The 18284-nt window shown below is 64.6% G+C and carries 15 protein-coding genes; 4 read left to right on the forward strand and 11 right to left on the reverse strand.

The features are described from left to right. Window positions 1-46: 46 nt before the first annotated feature. From N551_RS0100395 to N551_RS0100410, 4 genes are all read right to left on the reverse strand, one after another. Entirely contained in the window at window positions 47-1915 is a 1869-nt protein-coding gene (locus N551_RS0100395; RefSeq protein ID WP_027565265.1) for a sigma-54-dependent Fis family transcriptional regulator, read from the reverse strand. Window positions 1916-2025: 110 nt separating this feature from the next. Further along, entirely contained in the window at window positions 2026-5331 is a 3306-nt protein-coding gene (locus N551_RS0100400; protein ID WP_027565266.1) for a carboxyl transferase domain-containing protein, read from the reverse strand. Window positions 5332-5458: 127 nt separating this feature from the next. Further along, window positions 5459-6142, reverse strand: coding sequence for an aspartate/glutamate racemase family protein (locus N551_RS0100405; RefSeq protein WP_027565267.1), 684 nt, complete (start codon window positions 6140-6142; stop codon window positions 5459-5461). Window positions 6143-6154: 12 nt separating this feature from the next. Then, complete coding sequence (locus N551_RS0100410) at window positions 6155-7837, reverse strand: methyl-accepting chemotaxis protein (RefSeq protein WP_027565268.1); 1683 nt, start codon at window positions 7835-7837, stop codon at window positions 6155-6157. Window positions 7838-8283: 446 nt separating this feature from the next. On the opposite strand from N551_RS0100410, the gene N551_RS0100415 reads away from it, so the two are divergent. Further along, complete coding sequence (locus N551_RS0100415) at window positions 8284-8634, forward strand: hypothetical protein (protein ID WP_245287717.1); 351 nt, start codon at window positions 8284-8286, stop codon at window positions 8632-8634. 11 nt (window positions 8635-8645) lie between these two features. Beyond that, a complete protein-coding gene (locus N551_RS0100420) occupies window positions 8646-9119 on the forward strand; it encodes a hypothetical protein (protein WP_027565270.1) in 474 nt (157 codons plus the stop codon). A gap of 3 nt (window positions 9120-9122) precedes the next feature. Here the strand turns inward: N551_RS0100420 and N551_RS0100425 are convergent, their stop codons facing one another. Next, the gene (locus N551_RS0100425; RefSeq protein WP_027565271.1) at window positions 9123-9722 is read right to left on the reverse strand and encodes a TetR/AcrR family transcriptional regulator; all 600 of its coding nucleotides are present in this window, start codon (window positions 9720-9722) and stop codon (window positions 9123-9125) included. A gap of 110 nt (window positions 9723-9832) precedes the next feature. Here N551_RS0100425 and N551_RS0100430 point away from each other — a divergent pair, with 110 nt between their 5' ends. Beyond that, window positions 9833-10210, forward strand: coding sequence for a tautomerase family protein (locus tag N551_RS0100430; RefSeq protein WP_027565272.1), 378 nt, complete (start codon window positions 9833-9835; stop codon window positions 10208-10210). Window positions 10211-10212: 2 nt separating this feature from the next. Here the strand turns inward: N551_RS0100430 and N551_RS0100435 are convergent, their stop codons facing one another. After that, a complete protein-coding gene (locus tag N551_RS0100435; RefSeq protein WP_027565273.1) occupies window positions 10213-11163 on the reverse strand; it encodes a GTP-binding protein in 951 nt (316 codons plus the stop codon). A gap of 3 nt (window positions 11164-11166) precedes the next feature. Continuing rightward, on the reverse strand, window positions 11167-12657 hold the full coding sequence (locus N551_RS0100440) for an amidohydrolase family protein (RefSeq protein ID WP_027565274.1): 1491 nt from the start codon (window positions 12655-12657) through the stop codon (window positions 11167-11169). 991 nt (window positions 12658-13648) lie between these two features. Between N551_RS0100440 and N551_RS0100450 the strand changes: the two genes are divergently transcribed. Further along, on the forward strand, window positions 13649-14602 hold the full coding sequence (locus tag N551_RS0100450; RefSeq protein ID WP_035961002.1) for an alpha/beta hydrolase: 954 nt from the start codon (window positions 13649-13651) through the stop codon (window positions 14600-14602). A 215-nt stretch (window positions 14603-14817) separates the two neighbouring features. Here the strand turns inward: N551_RS0100450 and N551_RS0100455 are convergent, their stop codons facing one another. From N551_RS0100455 to N551_RS0100475, 4 genes are all read right to left on the reverse strand, one after another. Continuing rightward, window positions 14818-15054: a hypothetical protein gene (locus tag N551_RS0100455; RefSeq protein WP_027565276.1), complete on the reverse strand. Its 237-nt coding sequence runs from the start codon at window positions 15052-15054 to the stop codon at window positions 14818-14820. Window positions 15055-15068: 14 nt separating this feature from the next. Then, window positions 15069-15440 carry a MarR family winged helix-turn-helix transcriptional regulator gene (locus tag N551_RS0100460; RefSeq protein ID WP_027565277.1) on the reverse strand — a complete coding sequence of 124 codons (372 nt, stop codon included), beginning with the start codon at window positions 15438-15440 and terminating at the stop codon, window positions 15069-15071. Between the two features lie 792 nt (window positions 15441-16232). Beyond that, on the reverse strand, window positions 16233-16574 hold the full coding sequence (locus tag N551_RS0100470) for a hypothetical protein (RefSeq protein ID WP_155809317.1): 342 nt from the start codon (window positions 16572-16574) through the stop codon (window positions 16233-16235). A gap of 345 nt (window positions 16575-16919) precedes the next feature. Continuing rightward, a complete protein-coding gene (locus N551_RS0100475) occupies window positions 16920-18284 on the reverse strand; it encodes a primase-helicase family protein (RefSeq protein WP_027565279.1) in 1365 nt (454 codons plus the stop codon).

An 18284-nucleotide genomic window follows, 5' to 3' on the forward strand; every position in this document is an offset into this window, starting at 1 on the left:
TCCCCTTGCGGGAGAAGGACGAATGTGCGCCGCACGCAGTTGAGGACTACTGCGTCGTCTCGATCTTCAACAGCTTGATCTTACGATAGAGCGTGGCCCGGCTGAGTCTCAGTGCGCGCGCCGCTTCAGTTACACGGCCGCCATGCTTGCGTAATGTCTCCACGATCGTGGCGCGCTCCGCCGCGGCCAGATCCGCTTCCACCGCCCTTCCGCCAAACGGTGGCAGATCGAGATCGGCATCGGTAATCACGCCGTCCTCCGCCGTGCAGCCGGCGAGCCGCAGCACATGTCGGAGCTGGCGCATGTTGCCGGGATAGGAATAGGCCGCCAGTTGCGCCCAGGCCTCGTCCGAGAGGGAGCAGTTCGGCGCTTCCTCGCGCGCGATGTGGCGGATGACGTCGTCGCGGTCGGCGCGCTCGCGCAAGGCCGGCAACCGCACCTCCATGCCGCGCAGACGGAAATAGAGGTCGGTGCGGAAGGCGCCCTCCTCGGCCATGCGGCCGAGATCGCGATGGGTGGCGCTGATCAGGCGAATGTCGACCGGCACGGGCTTCAGCGCGCCGAGCGGCCACACTTCGCGGTTCTCCAGCACGCGCAACAGCCGCGTCTGCAGCGCGATCGGCATGTCGCCGATCTCGTCGAGGAACAGCGTCCCGCCGTCGGCCTGCACGATCAGACCCTTCGAGCCGTCGCGGCGCGCGCCGGTGAAGGCACCGGCCTCGTAACCGAACAGCTCGGCATCGATCAGGCTTTCCGGCATCGCCGCGCAGTTCAGTGCGACATAGTTGTGGCGCGCGCGATTGCCGGCTGCGTGAATGGCACGGGCGAACACATCCTTGCCGACGCCGGTCTCGCCGTGCAGCAGCACCGGCAGATTGCGATCGCCGATGCTTCTAAGTCGCTTCACGCTCCTGATCAGGCCGGGATCGCGGCCGGCGAGCCGCTGCAGAGCATCGAAGCGATCGACCTGTGCATCGCGGCGCGGCGCGAGCGGGCGGCTCGAGACTCTCGCTCGCAGCGGCGGCGCGACATGGCCATGCCCCAACGGAGTGCCATCGGCCCGGCGCAGCTCGACGAGATCGTCTGCGTCGCGCGCGGCGGGATGGTCGAACTTGACGTAGCGCGACAGATCGATGCCGGATGCGATCAAGCCGTCGGTGAGACCCAGCAGCGCGCGCGCCGAACGGCAGGCGCCGACGATGCGGCGATCGTCGTCATAGGCGAGCAGGCCGCTGCCGCCATCGCCCGGTACGGTCGCGATCCATGCGTTGCGGAAATGACCGCGGAAGATCGCACCCTCCATGCGCCGCGTCGCCTCCATCGTCACCGCGAGCGCGAGCTGATGCGCGGTGCGCTCGAGGTCTTCGCGGCAGGAAGTGATGTTCACGGCGCCTGCGAGCCGTCCGGCCTGGTCGAACAGCGGCGTCACGGCGCAGGAAAACATGTGCCACTGCGCGCGAAAATGCTCGTCGCGATGCACCAGGATCGGCTTCTGCTCGGCGAGCGCGGTACCGAGCCCGTTGGTGCCTTCAAAAGCCTCGGAAAAATTCGACCCCGTGTAGATCTTCCAGTCCATGAACAGTCTTGCGTCGGCCTCGCCGGGCAGACGGCTGAACAGCATGGTTGCGTTCACGTCTGCCAGATTGACGCAATAGCCGGCATCGCGCAGCACCCGGGCGAGGTCGTCGAGCTCCGGCGTTGCGAGCCGGATCGTCTCTTCCATCGGTTCGGCGACGTGACGGATCTCGGCTTCGGTGAGCGTCTGCGGCGGCCCCTGACGGGCGGGATCGAGCTTGTGGCTGACCAGGCAACGCCGCCAGGAATTGGCAATGCGCGAAGAGGCATCGACGTCGGCCACGTGATTGGCGACGGACAAGACGCGGGCGACATGGTTCGAGGCCGAAAGGCTGGCCATCGCGGACGTCTCCACCCTGTATTATTGTGCAAAGTCTGGCACCGCAGGCGGGGATGTCAATCGGGAACCAGGAAGGCGGCGAAGCGCAAATCGGAATTGCTGCACCGCCCTCACCACGTATCGATGCACGGCCGCTTCTTCCCATTCCGCGCCGGCGGCTTCGGCACCGAGCGCAGGCCCGCCATGATCCAACGCCGCGTCTCGGCGGGATCGATGACGTTGTCGATCTCGAACACGGAGGCGATCGAGACAGCCTTGCCGTTGGCATAGAGCTCGGCGACCTTGTTGCGATAATAAGTTTCGCGCTCGGCGGGGTCGGCGATCGCCTCCATTTCCTTGCGGAAGCCGAGGCGGACGTAACCCTCCAGGCCCATGCCGCCGAACTCGCCGGTCGGCCAGGCCGCGGTAAAGAACGAGGCATGGAAGCCGCCGCCGATCATCGACTGCGCCCCGAGCCCATAGCCCTTGCGCAGCACGATGCCGAACAGCGGCACGGTCAGACTCGCGCCCGTCACGAACATGCGCGAGACGTGGCGTACGATCGCCGTCTTCTCGGCTTCCGGACCGACCATGAAGCCGGGCGTGTCGCACAGCGAGACGATCGGCAGATCGAAGGCGTCGCAGAGCTGGAGGAAGCGCGCGGCCTTGTCGCCGGCATCTGCGTCAATCGCGCCGCCGAGATGGCGCGGATTGTTGGCGATCAGGCCGAACGGCCTGCCCTCGATGCGGATCAACGCGGTGATCATGCCGACACCGTAGTCGCGGCGCAGCTCCAGCACGGAATCCTTGTCGGCGACGAGGTCGATCACGCTGCGGATGTCGTAGACGCGCAGGCGGTTCTCGGGGATGGCGCGGCGCAGCAGCCGCTGGTCGGCGGCCTGCCAGTCCGTCACCGCCCCCTGGAAATAAGACAGATATTTTTGCGCAACACGCGTCGCCTCCTCCTCGTCCTCGACGAGGATGTCGATGACACCGTTCGGCGACTGGAACGTAACAGGACCGACCTCGGCCGGGTGATAGATGCCGAGCCCGCCGCCCTCGATCATCGCGGGGCCCCCCATGCCGATCGAGGCGTTTTTGGTGGCGATGATGACATCGCAGCAGCCGAGCATCGCGGCATTGCCGGCGAAGCAGTAACCGGAGACCACGCCGATGACCGGCACGAGACCCGAGAGCCGTGCGAACTGCACAAAGGATGGACCATCGAGTCCGGTCATGCCGAGCCGATCGGTATCACCGGGCCGGCCGCCACCGCCTTCGGCATAAAACACCAGCGGCACGCGCCAATCTTCCGCGAGCGTCAGCATGCGGTCGATCTTCTTGTGGTTCATGTGGCCCTGCGTGCCCGCGAGCACGGTGTAGTCATAGGCCACGACGATGCAGCGACCGCCCTCGGGGCCGAACTTCTCGGCGTTGACGGTCGCGACACCCATGACGAGGCCGTCAGCCGGCGTGTTCTTGACGAGATCGTCGAGCTTGCGCCGCCGCCGCTGCGCCGCGATCGCAAGGCTGCCATACTCCATGAACGAGCCGTCGTCGACGAGCTGCGCGACATTTTCGCGCGCGGTGCGCTGATTGGTGTTGCGGCGGCGCTCGACCGAAGCAGGGCGATTTTCGTCGAGCGTGTTGGCCTGGCGCGCGATCAGTTCGGCGAGATCGGGACGGATCTGGTCGAGATCGATATCGGTTTCCGTTGCCGACGCGTCCGCCGCAACGTCGAGCGGCTCCAAATACATGATCGGCTCGCCATGCATCAGCGTGTCACCGTCGCCGGCGAGTAGCTGCATGACGCGGCCGCCCTGCTCGGCCATGACCAGATGTTCCATTTTCATGGATTCGATCACGGCGAGCTGCTGGCCCGGGCGCACGACCTCGCCTTTCTTCACCTGAATAGTGACAATGGTGCCTTGCAGGGGCGCCGCGACCATTACCGTCCCTTCGGGCACGGTCTGTGCCGTATGCGCCTCGGTGCCGGGACCGCCGCTTCGCTCCGTCGCCGCAAAATAGAGTGGTTTGGCCGCGCCATCCGCGGCTTCGACGAGCTTGCCGATGTTGCGATCGATGAAGTCTGTCGCGATGCGGTTGGACCGGAGGTCGGGATGCGCCAGCACGGCCTGGAGGAAGCCGATATTGGTGATGACGCCGTCGATCCGAAACTCGCGCAAGGCACGCGAAGCCTTGGCGACGACGTCGTGCCAGGCTTCACCAGGCGTATGCACGATGACCTTTGCCAGCAGCGAGTCGAAGGCGGCGCTGGTCTTGTAGCCGGCATAACCGAAACTATCGACGCGGACGCCGGGGCCTGACGGCGGCTCGAACACGGCAAGCACGCCGCCGGTCGGGTGCGTCGCCCCTAGCTCGTCCAGCGTCTCCATGTTGACGCGGAGCTGCATGGCATAGCCGCGCGGCTTCGGGATCGAGCCTTGCGCCAGGCCGAGCGAGGCAAGCGAGGCACCGGCAGCAACCGCAAGCTGGGCGCGGACGAGATCGAGGCCGAGCACCTCCTCGGTCACTGTGTGCTCGACCTGAAGCCGCGGGTTGGCCTCGATGAAGGCAAAACTGTCGTCGGCGGTGCCGTCGACCAGGAACTCGAACGTGCCGAGATTGTCGTACGACGCGGCCACGGCGAGTTCCTTCGCCGCCTCGATGATACGGCCACGCAAGCCGTCGCTGAGCGACGGGCTGGGCGCCACCTCGATCAGCTTCTGGTGCCGGCGCTGGATGGTGCATTCGCGTTCCCAAAGATGAGAGATCGCACCGTGGCGGTCGCCGATGATCTGCACCTCGATATGGCGCGCTTGCCGGATCAACCGCTCGGCATAGACGCCGTCGAAGCCGAACGCGGCCTTGGCCTCGGACTGGCAGCGCGCGTAGGCCTCCGCGAGATCGGCAGCGCGCTCGACCACGCGCATGCCGCGCCCGCCGCCGCCGGCCATCGCCTTGATCACGATCGCCGCATTGCTGCCGAGGGAAACGAAGAACGCCGTGATGTCCTCCAGCGAGGACGGCCCGCTGGTGCCGGCAATGATCGGCACGCCGCAGCGCTTTGCCAGTTGCCGTGCCGCCACCTTGTCGCCGAACAGTTCGAGCGCCGTCGGCTTCGGCCCGACGAAGGCAAGGCCAGCGTGGGCACAGGCCGTGGCGAATGCAGCGTTCTCGCTGAGGAAACCGTAGCCGGGATGCACGGCGTCGCAGCCGGACGCCGTTGCCGCCTTCACCACGGCCCCGATGTCGAGATAGGCCCGTGCGCCGCGGCCGGGGATTTCAACGGCCTCATCGGCAACCCGCACATGCAGCGACAGCGCATCGTCCGCGGGATGGATCGCGACCGTCGCGATGCCGGAATCGGCTGCGGCGCGCGCGATGCGGATGGCGATCTCGCCGCGATTGGCGATCAGGAGCTTCTTGAACGACATGCAGCGTCTCCATGCCCGCGTGCCCAGGCGCGGGTCGGCAGGTCCGATGGTTCTGCTTCGTCACTTTAGCCGAGGCCGTCAAGGGCAAGAACGCCGGTCGCGACGACCGTTCCCGCGGGCCGGAATTTCAGTCGGTCGCTTGCGCCGTGATGAGGCGAATAATCCGCGCCACGGCAGACGGGATCGGGGCGATGATCGGCACGGTGAACATCGGCTGAAGCTCGCGCGCAGCTTCGCCCAGCGGCCCGCCGCCGATGATGACGGCCTCCGCGCCATCCTGCGCGATGCAGGCCTCGACCGCGCCGGCGAGCGCTGTGCGCAGCCGCGCCGGATCGCGCATCAGCTCCTGCGGATCGCCCTCCGCGAAGCGGACGCCGGTGTAATACGATCGCAGCCCCAGCGCTTCCGGCAAGGCGTCGATCTTCGCTTCCAGCAGCGGCGTCGTGGTCGCCACGCCGAAGCGGCGGCTGTTCTCGGCAGCTGCGAGCATCGAGGACTCACCGATGCCGACCGCGGGCAGTTCTATCGCGGCTTTGATCCCGGCTAATCCGGGATCGCCGAACGCCGCGACGATGATGCCGTCGCATGCATGCCGGTTCGACTGCGCGATCTCCAGAACTTCGGTGGAAGCTGCATCCAACGCATCCGGCGTCACGATCATTTGCGGCGCGCGCGTTGCGGTCGCGCCGTCGATGTCGAAGCCGTCGCCAGCGGCCAACCTCGCGATGGCGACCATCATCTCGGTGGTCGCCACGGAACTGTTTGGATTGATCAGGAGAATGCGCGCGCGCCGATCGGAAGTTTGGCCCATCCCCCTGCTATACTAAGCCGCCCGCACCCCCGCAACGAAAGCGCTGACCTCGTTTTCCAGCGATTGCAGCTTCTGCGACAGCCGGCCGCTCGATTGCAGCACGAGGCCGGCGGCCTGGCCGGTCTCCGCCGTCGCATCGGTCACACCCGAGATGTTCTGCGACACCTGGTCGGTGCCGGAGGCGGCCTCCCTCACGCTGTGGGCGATCGCCGCGGTCGCGGCGCCCTGCTCCTCGACCGCTGCGGCGATCGACGAGGAGATCTCGTTGACCTCCATGATGGTGCTGCGGATGCTCTCGATGTTGCCGACGACCTGGTTGGTCTCGGCCTGGATCGCGGTGATCTGCGCGCCGATCTCGTCGGTCGCCTTCGCGGTCTGGCTCGCCAGCGACTTCACTTCGCTTGCCACCACCGCAAAGCCCTTGCCGGCCTCGCCGGCGCGCGCTGCCTCGATGGTGGCGTTGAGCGCGAGCAGATTGGTCTGCGAGGCGATCTGGTTGATGAGGTCGATGACCTCGCCGATCTTGTGCGCGGCCGCCGCCAGCCCCTGCACCGTGTCGTTGGTGCGCTGACCGTCGGCAGCGGCCTTGTCGGCCACGGTTGCAGCCTGCGCGACACGCTGGCTGATCTCGGTGATCGAGGACGACAGCTGCGCGGCGGCGGAGGCCACCGTCTGCACGTTGCTCGAAGCCTGCTGACAGGCGGTGGCGACGAAGCTCGCGCGGTCGGTCGCCTTGTTGGCGGTTTCGGACATGCCCTGCGCGGCCTGCTGCATCGCGCGCGCCTCATTGAAGACGTCGCGGACGACGGCCTGAACGTTCGCCTCGAACTTGCCGGCGAGATCGGTCATCGTCCTGCGCTTCTCCTCGTCGGCCTTCTGCTTCGTCTCCTGCTGTTCGGTGTGCATCCGGCCGACCTCCGCAGCATTGTCCTTGAACACGGCGAGCGCCTTGGCGAGCCCGCCGATCTCGTCGCGACGGTCGGTATGGGGCACGTCGAACGCGCTGTCGCCGGAGGCGAGGCGCTCGGTGAGCGTGGTGATCTTCGCCAGCGGCCGGGTCACGCTGCGGCCGATCACGAAGGAGGCGCCGAGCACGAGCACGAACACGACCAGGCACACCAGGGCGAAGGTCATCGCATTCTGGCGGAAGACGGCGTCGACGTCGTCGAGATAGATCCCGGTGCCGATGATCCAGCCCCAGGGCGCAAAGCCCTTCACATAGGAGATTTTCCCGACCGGCTGGTCGAAGCCGGGCTTCGGCCAGAGATAGCTGTAGAAGCCCGCCCCCTGCTTCTTGACGACGTCAACGAAGCCGACGAACAGCGCGTTGCCGGACGGATCCTTCATCCCGGAGAGATCCTTGCCGTCGAGCTCCGGCTTGATCGGGTGCATGACCATTTTGGGGGTCATGTCGTTCAGCCAAAAATATTCGACCTTGTCGTAGCGCAGGCTCTTGACCTCCGCGATCGCGGCGGCCTGCGCCTGCTCGCGTGGGAGTTTTCCTTCGCTCTCGAGCTTCTGGTAGTGCGCCAGGATGCCGTAGCCGACGTCGACCATGTGCTGCGTCTTGGCCTCACGGTCCGCGATCATCTGCGCGCGCAGGGTCGAAAGCGCGATCGGCGCCAGCGCGATCATGCCAAGGAGGCTGATGCCGACAATCAGGACCAGCTTGAAACTGATGCGGGAGAAAAACATCGGGGCTCGCAAGATTTGGAAGGGCTGATATGCCAGTTTATCCCGCGTCCCTTAGCAAAGCTTTAAGGATTCGGGTTCCCGCAAAACCCCGCAAACTCCGTAGGATCCTACCGGCATGCCTCGGACACCTGGCAGGTTCACGAGGCGGGCTGCATCCGAGATGCGAACTCTTCAAAACTAGAAGACCTCGACATCGCCCCTCCGAGCGTTGACTTGCAGGGGGCTCTGACCGAACGATCGGCGCAGATCATCAGCGCCAGCCGGGGCGCGGGCGCAGCCGGAGGCCAGAGGCTAGAATGCATCAATCGACATCGACAGGGTCCCTCGACCTTCCGGCGCTGAGCGCGGCGGAGCGGCTCTTCATCTGGGGATTTCGGGCCAAGGCACGCAGCGGAAGCGCTGTTCCCACCGCGGCCGACATCCAGCAAGTGTACGACCATTTTCGCGTGGGCGACGCCGTGCCGTCGCTGGAATCCATCATCGAGATCTTTGCCTGCACGGCGCATACGGCGATCGCGGTGCACTGCCCGACCTGCCCGCGCATGTCCGACAGCGAGCACGGGATGTTGCGGGCAATCGCCGCCGCGCAGAAAGAGCGCGATGATATCGCGCGCGAACAGTTCGAATGCTGGCTGCCGCCGGTCGGCGCCGATTGGGCTCTCGCACCCGTGCGCGGGCTTGCAACGATCTTCCGCATGGCGGGCCTCATCCTGCCCGACCGACACGTTCCGTCTTTCGACCACGACCGGACAATGGCGATGAAGAGCTGGCTGGTCGGAAGCCCCACGTTGCACTGACGAGATCGCGCATGATGCAGGACAGTTGCGGCGCTGTGTCTGTCACGGAAGCCGGCCAGGCGCGGCTCTGTCCGCTTCGGGTCGCGCTTGCGACGCGGCCTGACTTCGAGAGCTACGATGATTTTGGCCGCGTCACGCTCTCGCTGTTCCGGTTCATCGCTGCCGCCTATGCGACCGGCGCGTCCGATTGCTGGGAGGCGGCCTATCGCTTTGCCGACGAGGCGCCTGGCATCGCCGACAGCCCGCTGCTGGTCGCACGCGTTGCCGCGCTCGTCAGAATCCTGCGCAGGGGCCGGCCATGTCAATTGTGCTTCATGCCGCCATCGTGCCGGCGCCTGTCGCAGGACGAGACAGAATTGATGCGACTGCTGGCGGTGGCGCGCGGCAACCAGCCGGGTGAGCTCGAATCTGCCGTTTGCCAGTTCGTCGGCAACGAGAACGGGATTGCGACAACGAAGGCGGTTAACGCGCTCGCGGTCTGCTGACACCTAGCCGCCCTTCTTGCCGAGCACGAGATCGATGGTGTGGGACGCGATCTTGCGCAGCTGCGGCTCGTCGCCGAAGGCGCGTTCGAGCACGGCGAGGCCGCGCGTCACGGTGATGATGTGCAGTGCCGCGGCCGCGGAATTGCCGCTGAACTCGCCGCGCGCCGCACCCGCCGACAACGTCTCCTGAACCAGAACAGTGATGCGCGAGATGAGGTTCGCGAAGGCCTGCCGCGCCTCCTCGTCCAGCCCCTCGCCTTCTGCCGCGCCGAGCTCCATCAAGCCGCGCGTGGTCGGACATCCCCGCGGCGGCGAGCCCGCGCGGAAGTTGCTGATGGTCAGGTCGAAGAACGCGGTGAGGCGCTTTCGCAAGCTGCCCGCACCGAGCGCCTTTTGCAAAGCGACGAGATAGTCTCCCGCATAGCGCTCGTACGCCTGCAGGAATAGCGCCTCCTTGGTGCCGAAGGCGTTGTAGAGGCTGCCGCGCTGCACACCGGCGTCGCGCGCGATGTCCGACAGCGAGGTGCCGCGCACGCCCTTGCGCCAGAACTGGTCGAAGGCGATGCGCAGGACATCGTCATGGTCGAATTCGCGCGGCCTCAAGCTTTGCTCCCGTCAGGCGTATTTGACACGGTGTCAAAAACATGATTTCTTGACGCCTCGTCAAAAACAAACTGGTACCTACGCAGCCCTTCGTCAATGAGGAATTCGCGATGCCTCTCCTCCACATCTCGATGCGCGCCGGAAAGCCGGAAGCCTACCGGAAGGCGATCCTCGACGGCCTCTACCGCGCCATGCGCGAGGCGCTGAACGTCCCCGAAGGCGACGAGTTCATGACCATCAGCGAGCTTTCGCCCGCGAACTTCCGCTGCGGCAACGCCTACGGCGTCACGCGCAGCGACGATGCCGTGCTGATCCAGATCACCGTATTCGCCTCGCGCACACCCGAGCAGAAGAAGGCCCTGTACCGGCGGATCGCGGATCTGCTCGGCGAAAACCCGGGCATCCGCCCCGAGGACGTGTTCGTCAACGTCCTCGATGCGCCCGCGGAGAACTGGTCCGTCGGCCACGGCGTTGCGCAATTCGCTTGAGCTTATAGCTTCACCGATCCAACGCACGTCTCCATGATCCCGTCGAGCTCCGCCTTCGAGAGCACCCCGAGTTCGGCGATGAAGACGATCCGCGCGCGCGGCAGAGCGGTGGCATCACCAACGGCGAGCCCGGCTTCACCCGGCGCCAGCGTGGCGCGGCCGGCGGCGAATTGAAACACCATCTGGCGCCCGGGCTGCTCGACGGTCTCGAACAGGCCTTTTGCCCGCGCGAGTTTTGGCGCAAGCCGGCCGATCGCCTGCTGCAGGCGGGGCAGCGAGATCGGCTGGTCCGAGGTCCAGCTCAGCGTTTCGAAGCGTTGCTCTGCCGGCCGTCGCGGTCCGGGCTCGCGTCGCGCGGGGGCCCGATCGACGGTCGCGGGAAACAGCAGCGCGGCCGGAATCTCGCCGTGCGGCGCATCAACCACCACGGCAGGAACGCGCTGCGCGCGGATGGCCTCGCGCATCCGGGAGCCCGCGCTCTCGTCCGCCAGATCCAGCTTGCTCAGCGCCACAATGTCGGCGACGCGCAGCTGCGAACGATGCAGCGCATCGTCGAGAGCGGCCGGCGCTGTCGCCGCGTCCATCACGCAGAGCACCGTTTCCAGCGGCGCCTCACGCAGGATCACGGGATCCATCAAATTGCGGACGATCTCGGCGGGATCGGCGACGCCGCTGGTCTCGATGACGATGTATTCCGGCTTCGGATCACGCCGCAGCAGCGTCGAGAGGATGCGCAATAGGTCGCCTTCGAGCGAGCAGCAGATGCAGCCATTGGCGAGGCTGACCACGCCGTCGCTCGCACCCGCGATCAGCTCGGCATCGATGTTGATCGCACCGAAATCGTTGACTACAGCGGCGATCCGCCGCCCCTCCGCATGCGCCAGCAGATGGTTGACGACAGTGGTCTTGCCGGCCCCCAGAAAGCCCGTCACCAGGAGAATGGGGACCGGCATGTGTTAGCCCCCGACGACGGGACGGCGCACGGGACGGCCGGGCCGCGCCGCCACGTCCAGCACACCATCGCTGATTAGTATCTCGCCGCTGACGATCAGATGCCGCACGCCTTCGGACGGGCGGTTCATCGCCGTGAAGGTCGCGCGGTCCGAGAGCTTCTCGTAGTCGAATACGACGATGTCGGCATCGGCATCCTTCGCGAGCCGGCCCTTTGCGCGCATCGCGGGCGTGCTCTGCGACAGGATCTCCGCCGGAATCAGCGCGCATTTGCGCACGCCTTCGAGCAGCGACACGGTCTTGCGCTCGCGCACCCATTCGCGGATGAACTTCGTGAAGCAGCCGGCCGAGCGCGGATGCGAGGTGGCGTCATCCGGCAGCGGCCAGGCATCGCCGGTGTAGGTCTTGCCGTCCGACGTCGTCCACGGCATCGCGTCGGAGGCGATCGCGCCGCCGGGATAGAGCACCGACATGTCGAGCAGGTCGCGGTGATGCGCGTTGTTCTCGGTGTCGAGGATGTGCCACAGCACCAGCGAGGACGGCTCGTCGGCCTGCGCCTTCAGGAGCTCCTCGCGATCGCTGAAGCGATGGCCGTCGGTGACCCGCTGCACGGAATCGTAACCGGTGCCGTTGCGCTCGACGAATTCGGGGTCGCTGAAGAAGGCGGCCGCCAGCACGGTCGAGCCGGTGCCGTAGGGATAGGCCTCGACCGTGATGGGCAGGCCCTGCGCCTGCGCTTTCGCGATCAGCACGCGGCAGCGCTCGACGTCGGTCTTGCTCGACGAGTTGAAATGGCAGATGTGCATATGCGCGCCGGTGGCGCCGGCATAGCCGATCAGGCGGATATAGGCTTCCGCCGCGCTCTCGGGGTCGACGCGCGACATATACGCGACGTGGGTGAAGGTCGGCACGTCCTGCGCGACCGCGAGCTGGCAGACCGCGGTCAGCTCCTGCACGCCGGCGCCCGGCGCATAGGCGTTCAAGATGCCGATGCCGATGCCGCCCTCGTTCAGGCCGCGCGAAAGGCGCTCGAGAATGCCGGCGACCTCCGCATCGCTCGCCACGTTGTCCATCCAGCGGCGATCGCGCATGGCGTTGCCGAACGCCTCCAGCGAGCTCTCGGCGTTGGAGCCCGTCATCGCGCCGATGCGCGCGAAAGCCCAGTTGGTGGCGGCGCCGTAATTCAGCACGCGTCCCTTCCGCGCCTGGCGCTCATACCAGGACCCGACCGGGAGCACGCCGGCTTCGAGATCTAGCGTCGTCGTGACGCCGTCGAACGCCTGCATGCGATCCGCGGGGAGCGACTGGCCGTGCGCATGAAGGTCGATGAAGCCGGGCGCAACCACGAGCCCGGTCGCGTCGATCACCCGCTCGGCGTCGCCGAGCGAGGCGCCGACCGCGGCGACCTTGCCGTCCACCACCGCCACATCGCCAATCGCGTCCATTCCGCTGGCGGGATCCACCACCCGGCCGCCAGAGATCACCAAGCCGCTCATATCGTCGCTCCCTCACGCTGAATTCGCATCAAGGCAGATTCCGTGAGATACGACCACCTCCACCGATGCCTATGCATCATGCTCGCAAGTGAGGCTCGAAAGGGAGGCTCGAAGGGAGGTCAATTCACATGCGGGTCGCAGATACGCGCTCGCAGTCTCGCGGCAGGTTTGCCCGAGCTATGCTTCTCGCTTCACCCCTCGAGAAGAAAGGGCGCAGGGAAGACCGGGCGCCGGCTGGCACCCATAAAAAACCCCATGCGAACTGATTGCACACGCAATGCACAGGGGAGACACAGGGCAGCCGAGACCAGGCCTTCCCTGCGCGATGGTTTGACGGCCTATGCCGCGCTCTCCCCGGAAACGAGCTCCTTCTTGCCTCCGTCACCTCCACGAAATGCACGGCACCGCGCCGGTTGACGCGCTGACGCCTTCGCAAAGGCTTGACCGTAGCAACGACGGCCAGGACCACACGGTTTCGCCGTACGCAGGCTTCCTGCTTCGCCTCAAGGCTTCGCAGGACATGGTCCTGCTTCGGTAAAGACTTCGCAGGCATGGGCGCCGTCCGTCGATGCGGTTGGTGACATGCTCACGAGGTTCATCTCGCCCTGCACGCTACTCACCCGCCTTTAACGCCGCCCGCGTCCACCGCAACTCCCAACCCGCGTTCGTGACGACGTACGACCGCCCCTTTTGCGGGCCGGGATCGTCGACATATACGACAATTCCGAATTTCGGTAAAGCGTAATATTTTGATATGACGGGTTGACTTGCGTTTGCGTCTGTTTCGTCCGGCCGTCGGAGACGACGGACGCCACGACCGTGCAATGGACCGCGAAGCAGCTCCGCCGTCTTCTCGCCCCCATTGTCATTCAGGGATGTAGTGGGGCGCTACGGTGGACAAAGTTCCCAGAGGTTTCGTGTGATCGTTCGACGTCTTCCGCAACGCGACCCCTGTCATTCTGTTTCGCGCCGCGCTCTCCTCGGCGGATTTATGTCGGCAGGGACCGCCCTCGCGCTCGGCGGATGCGCCGGCTTGGGAGCAACCGGGGCACGTTTCGACGCGTCATCGCTATCCCTTGACCCCACATTGCTCGTCACCACCACGCGCAAGCCGGTGAACGGCGGTCGCACGAAGCCCTGGTTCGGGCCGGAGCGCGCGACGACCATGACAGTCGCGCGGGCGAAGCTGGTGGCGCCGGACGAGAGCCGCCTTTCTCTGGCCTCGGTTGGACTTGGCGATTGGCGCCTTGATCGGGTCGAACCGGTGTCGGCCGACGCCGGCGATCTCGTCGCGCAGGCCGGTGGAGGAGATGTGCTGATCTATGTGCACGGCTTCAAGCAGACGTTCGAGACGGCGGTGCTGGATGGCGCCCATCTCTCCGACGGGATCAAGTTCCGCGGCCGGACCATGGTGTTCTCCTGGCCTTCCAAGGCAGGACTGTTCGACTATGCCTATGACCGCGACAGTGCGATGTGGTCCCGCGACGAGTTTGAGCGCGTGCTTTCCGCACTCGTGTCGGCGCCAGGCACCGGCCGCGTGAACATCGTTGCGCACAGCATGGGAACCATGCTGTCGCTGGAAAGCCTGCGTCAGCTCTATGCGCGATACGGCGACACAGTGACGAGCAAGATCGGCGCGGTGGTGTTTGCCGCGCCCGATATCGACATGGACGTGTTCTCGTCGGCGATCCACCGCATCGGTCCGCTTGCCGGCAAGATCACCGTGATCGCCTCCACGAACGATCGCGCCCTGGCGCTGTCGGGACAGATCGCAGGTGGAATGACCAGGGTCGGCGCCGCCGAGAAAGCCGTCATCGCGCAGCTCGGTGTGCGCGTGGTCGATGCTTCGCAGGAGGGCTGGGGCATCATCAACCACGATCTGTTTCTGTCGAACGCAGAAGTACAGCGGGTGATCCGCCGCTCGATCGACGGCACGATCGCTTAGGAGAGACCCCGCGCCGAGCCGTGCGAACTGCGCACGCCGGTTGGGGCTACAAGCGGAAACGGCCGGTTTTCGAAGTGCCCAGTCTGGCAGGAAAATGGCGCTCCCTAGGGGAAGGACCGGTGCACCAACCAACCAATTGGAATAGCGTGCGAATTTGCCGTCACGGGTTGCAGTCAGGTAGCAGTTGGGCGAGCGGGGGGCAACCCTCCGATGGATCAGCCCTTATGCGCGAGCACCTTGTACCCCTTCCGCTCCATGCACTGTGAGATCATGTCGTTGGTCCAGAGTGTGTCCGCGGTGCGGGCGATCTTCTCGTTGGTGCAGGCGGAGAGATCGTTGTTGTAGCGGTTCTGGTCGACACCGGCCATGTCGACGACCGGCGGTTCGACGTACGCCGTGCGCGCGGCGCAGCCAGCGAGCAGCGGCAGGGCCAGCAGGGCAATCAGGCGCATTTCTATCCTTGGCATTATCTTGGAATCGTCTTCAGAGCATTGATTATACGGCGCATCAGGACCTTGCCCGTTGGCGTCACCCGCGCGTGGTGGCGGCGCAGATCATTACGGTCGCGTTCCTGAGTGACAAGTCCGAACCCTTCCTCCCGATTGCGATTACGATCACCAATATCCAACAGATGACGAGTCATGACAGTGGGGCTCACCCCCGCTGATCTGGCGTACTCCGTGACACCGCTCCCTTCATCACATGCCACTTGGAGGAACGTATAGACATACTGCAGGGGCATCGTGGAGCGTATCTCCCGAAACGGCTCTAGCGCCAACATGAGGGAACGCGCAAACGCCTTCTCCTCCTCGGTGAGCGTGGGCTTGAACTCAGACATCTTTTCTCCTGGCCGCCGGGGACGAATGTGCATCTCGTGGCGCCCTTCGGCGGACTGACAGCGCACGAGGAATGGCGCGAGGTGACTTCTTGTTGATGTGCTTCATTTGCAACTGAATTGCTCGAAGGTGGTGGTCACAGAGAAGCTCGACGGCTAGCTCCAAATCTCTGCCCAGGTGGCGGAGAACGAGCCCTCGGCTTGGGGGATACACGTGCAATTCAGTCTTGCGGCCCTGGGCGCCGGACCAAACCTTATGGGTACCGGAAGCAAGCCGATGGACAATCTTGGCGGCCTGGACCCGCTTGAACTCTTGCCCATCCTCGTTCCGCGGATCGTTTGCGATGATCAATTCCACCGCTAGCCATGCGGCCAGTACGAGATGCGGGTCCACCTTGTGATGCCTCAGCCGCGCCCAGGCCTTCCAAGCCCTTTGGCGGGGCGGCAGGCCGCGCAGCCGGAATGCTTCTTCGTAAGGGCCTGCACTTTTATACAGTCCCGTAACGCGCTCGACGGCGTTGCTGACCCACCGATCGTTTTGATGGGCCAAGAGCCACCCGATCGCAGCCCTCCTAAAGGGATTTATTTCTGCGGCTCTGAAGCTGCGGCTGTAGGGGCTTCCGTGTCGTGCTCGGTGATCGGCATGAGCGCGGCAGAATCGGGTGTCGAGCCCGTCAGCAGTCCCGGCCCGCGCAGGCCGTCTGCATCCAACCACCTTACAATGTCGGAACATGTGGCTCGGTTCAGAGGCCCTCGTTTGGACCTCACGCTTCCGGTGTTGCCTCCGGGGCAAAGTCATTCGCGGACCTGACCAAGATAGACGCCTGGCGCTCGCTCTCCGTGGAGCTTGTCCATGATCTGCGTCGCCGCGCGTTGGAAGGCTGCGTCCTTCAGCTCTTTGGGAATGTCGGCCGCCTCGGCAGCGACCCTTCGCCGCGCGAGGATTTGATTGATCCCTACGACACCCAATTGTTTGGCTTGCTCGTCCTGATCTTCTGCAAACACGTCAGCCATGACGGATGAATAGTCTGGCTGCTCCACCGACCCGTCGGGCATCACCCGTTGGACCGTGAAGGCCCGACTGTTCCGTCTCTCGGGCCAGCTTAGTAACTGGGTTCCAGAAACGATCGCGGTCAAGAAGGCGGTCACCACAGGGCCCCCATCCGTTGACCGGTGTTCCGGCTTCAGTTCAGCGTTCAACCCTATCGGGACCCAGTGCCGCCCCCTTAGCAAGAGCCGGCAATAGGCAAATCGGAGTTGCTCAGGGGTCATCTCGTATCCATGTCTTCACGCAATCGGCGGAACTGCTGGAACCACTTTTGCGCACAAACTCGGTACCCCGCCGCAAGAACCCCAAAGGCGACCATGCAGACCAGTGTCCGCCGCTTCCTGGTCGAACCTTGGGCGCATGAAAACCCTACGAAACAGCACTTCTTGCACCTGCGACCAGGCTGACCGGGCACTACCAACACTTTCCCTACTTCAGAAATCTGGATTGTCTGGGCTTGGCGAAGCGCTGGCAGGCGAAGGCAGGACCCATACCCGCTGGCGGCTCGCGCCTCGCCGCGCCTTGACCGCACCGGCCGCTTCAAGCGCCGCACCGATCTCTTTCAGGTTCTTCGATTGTTGCCCGTAGCCATCTCGTGAGAGTTGCCTCTGAAGCTGATCGAGGCTGAACTCCGGACCCACCTCGTCGCGCAAGTGGCCACTCAGAGCCGCGTCGATAATGTACTGCCGAAGCGGGTTGCCGCTGACATCAATGATCGACCGCTTTGCCTGGGTCATTGGTGGCGCCGCAAACGGTCTGAATGACCGGAGGTCGCGCTGCATCAGATATGAGTAGATCGCGTTCATCCCCTCGGCACTGCCGACGAAGGCGTTTAGGGCTTCATAGTACCTGTCATCGCGGGCGGTTGCCTTGCTCTCAAAAATGAAATAGCGGCGATCCCCGTCCTCGATATCCAAGGGCGCCGAATGGTTAGAGAACATGATGAATCGCGCGAAGTTGGAGACTTCAACTTGGGGACCATACTTCACGTTGACGCTGACTGTAGGTTCCGTAATGAGCGGCTTTAGCTTGTTGGCAAGGTCCCAGTTGCCGTGTTCGTAGATCTCATCGACCTGAACCAGGAGCTTCCCCATGAGCCACCCGTCAAACTGGCTCTTAAGGTCCTTCGTTTGAGCTACGCGGCTGTTGTTCTCGCCGACCAAGCGCCGGACGATGGTGCCAAAGGTGGACTTGCCAATGCCCTTCGTGGCGCTCGTGAGAAGGATGGCGTGGTTCACACGCTCCTGAGGCCTCTGCACAAGATGGCTCAAGAAGTTGAGGATGTGATCGATGGCTGCTTCGTCGCCATCGAAGAGATATTTCACATGCTCAAGGAACGGCGCAGGTTCCTTATTCAGGGACACCTCTTGCCAGCCCGGCGGACGCCACAAATTGAGAACTTTTCGCCCCAACTCATCTTGGCTGATTTCGGGTTGCCCAGGTGAAAACGCGAGTGCCTCCGCCATGATGAACCCGAAGTCCAAGGTCGGATCGTCGAGCACCGCAAGCACGTCGTCCATCTTGTAGAACCAGACCTTCGCACGCCCCTTTTCATCTCGGTATCGGAAGGAATGTCCGAACCGCGAAACCCTGTTGAAGACGTGATCCTGCATTGGCGACCCTTTCAACGGGTCGAGACGGTACACGATCCCGCCCTGCTGGGCCGTCCAGGCAAACTTCTGGGCCAACTCGGCCCTTATCCGCTTGTCCTCCTCGATGAACTTCGGGGAGTCGATTGCTGGCAGCTTGCGAGCGTCTTGGGTGTCTTCGTCAGCCGAATAGTCGATAGCCAAACTCAT

The organism is Bradyrhizobium sp. URHA0013, from assembly GCF_000518345.1.
GTDB lineage: Bacteria > Pseudomonadota > Alphaproteobacteria > Rhizobiales > Xanthobacteraceae > Bradyrhizobium.

What these genes read in the sequence shown, in the direction of transcription:
- N551_RS0100395 (WP_027565265.1), bottom strand. Translation starts at nt 1,915, where the DNA reads ATGGCCAGCCTTTCGGCCTCGAACCATGTCGCCCGCGTCTTGTCCGTC.
- N551_RS0100420 (WP_027565270.1), top strand. Translation starts at nt 8,646, where the DNA reads ATGATGCAGGACAGTTGCGGCGCTGTGTCTGTCACGGAAGCCGGCCAG.
- N551_RS0100400 (WP_027565266.1), bottom strand. Translation starts at nt 5,331, where the DNA reads ATGTCGTTCAAGAAGCTCCTGATCGCCAATCGCGGCGAGATCGCCATC.
- N551_RS0100410 (WP_027565268.1), bottom strand. Translation starts at nt 7,837, where the DNA reads ATGTTTTTCTCCCGCATCAGTTTCAAGCTGGTCCTGATTGTCGGCATC.
- N551_RS0100440 (WP_027565274.1), bottom strand. Translation starts at nt 12,657, where the DNA reads ATGAGCGGCTTGGTGATCTCTGGCGGCCGGGTGGTGGATCCCGCCAGC.
- N551_RS0100430 (WP_027565272.1), top strand. Translation starts at nt 9,833, where the DNA reads ATGCCTCTCCTCCACATCTCGATGCGCGCCGGAAAGCCGGAAGCCTAC.
- N551_RS0100455 (WP_027565276.1), bottom strand. Translation starts at nt 15,054, where the DNA reads ATGCGCCTGATTGCCCTGCTGGCCCTGCCGCTGCTCGCTGGCTGCGCC.
- N551_RS0100460 (WP_027565277.1), bottom strand. Translation starts at nt 15,440, where the DNA reads ATGTCTGAGTTCAAGCCCACGCTCACCGAGGAGGAGAAGGCGTTTGCG.
- N551_RS0100435 (WP_027565273.1), bottom strand. Translation starts at nt 11,163, where the DNA reads ATGCCGGTCCCCATTCTCCTGGTGACGGGCTTTCTGGGGGCCGGCAAG.
- N551_RS0100450 (WP_035961002.1), top strand. Translation starts at nt 13,649, where the DNA reads ATGTCGGCAGGGACCGCCCTCGCGCTCGGCGGATGCGCCGGCTTGGGA.
- N551_RS0100475 (WP_027565279.1), bottom strand. Translation starts at nt 18,284, where the DNA reads ATGAGTTTGGCTATCGACTATTCGGCTGACGAAGACACCCAAGACGCT.
- N551_RS0100405 (WP_027565267.1), bottom strand. Translation starts at nt 6,142, where the DNA reads ATGGGCCAAACTTCCGATCGGCGCGCGCGCATTCTCCTGATCAATCCA.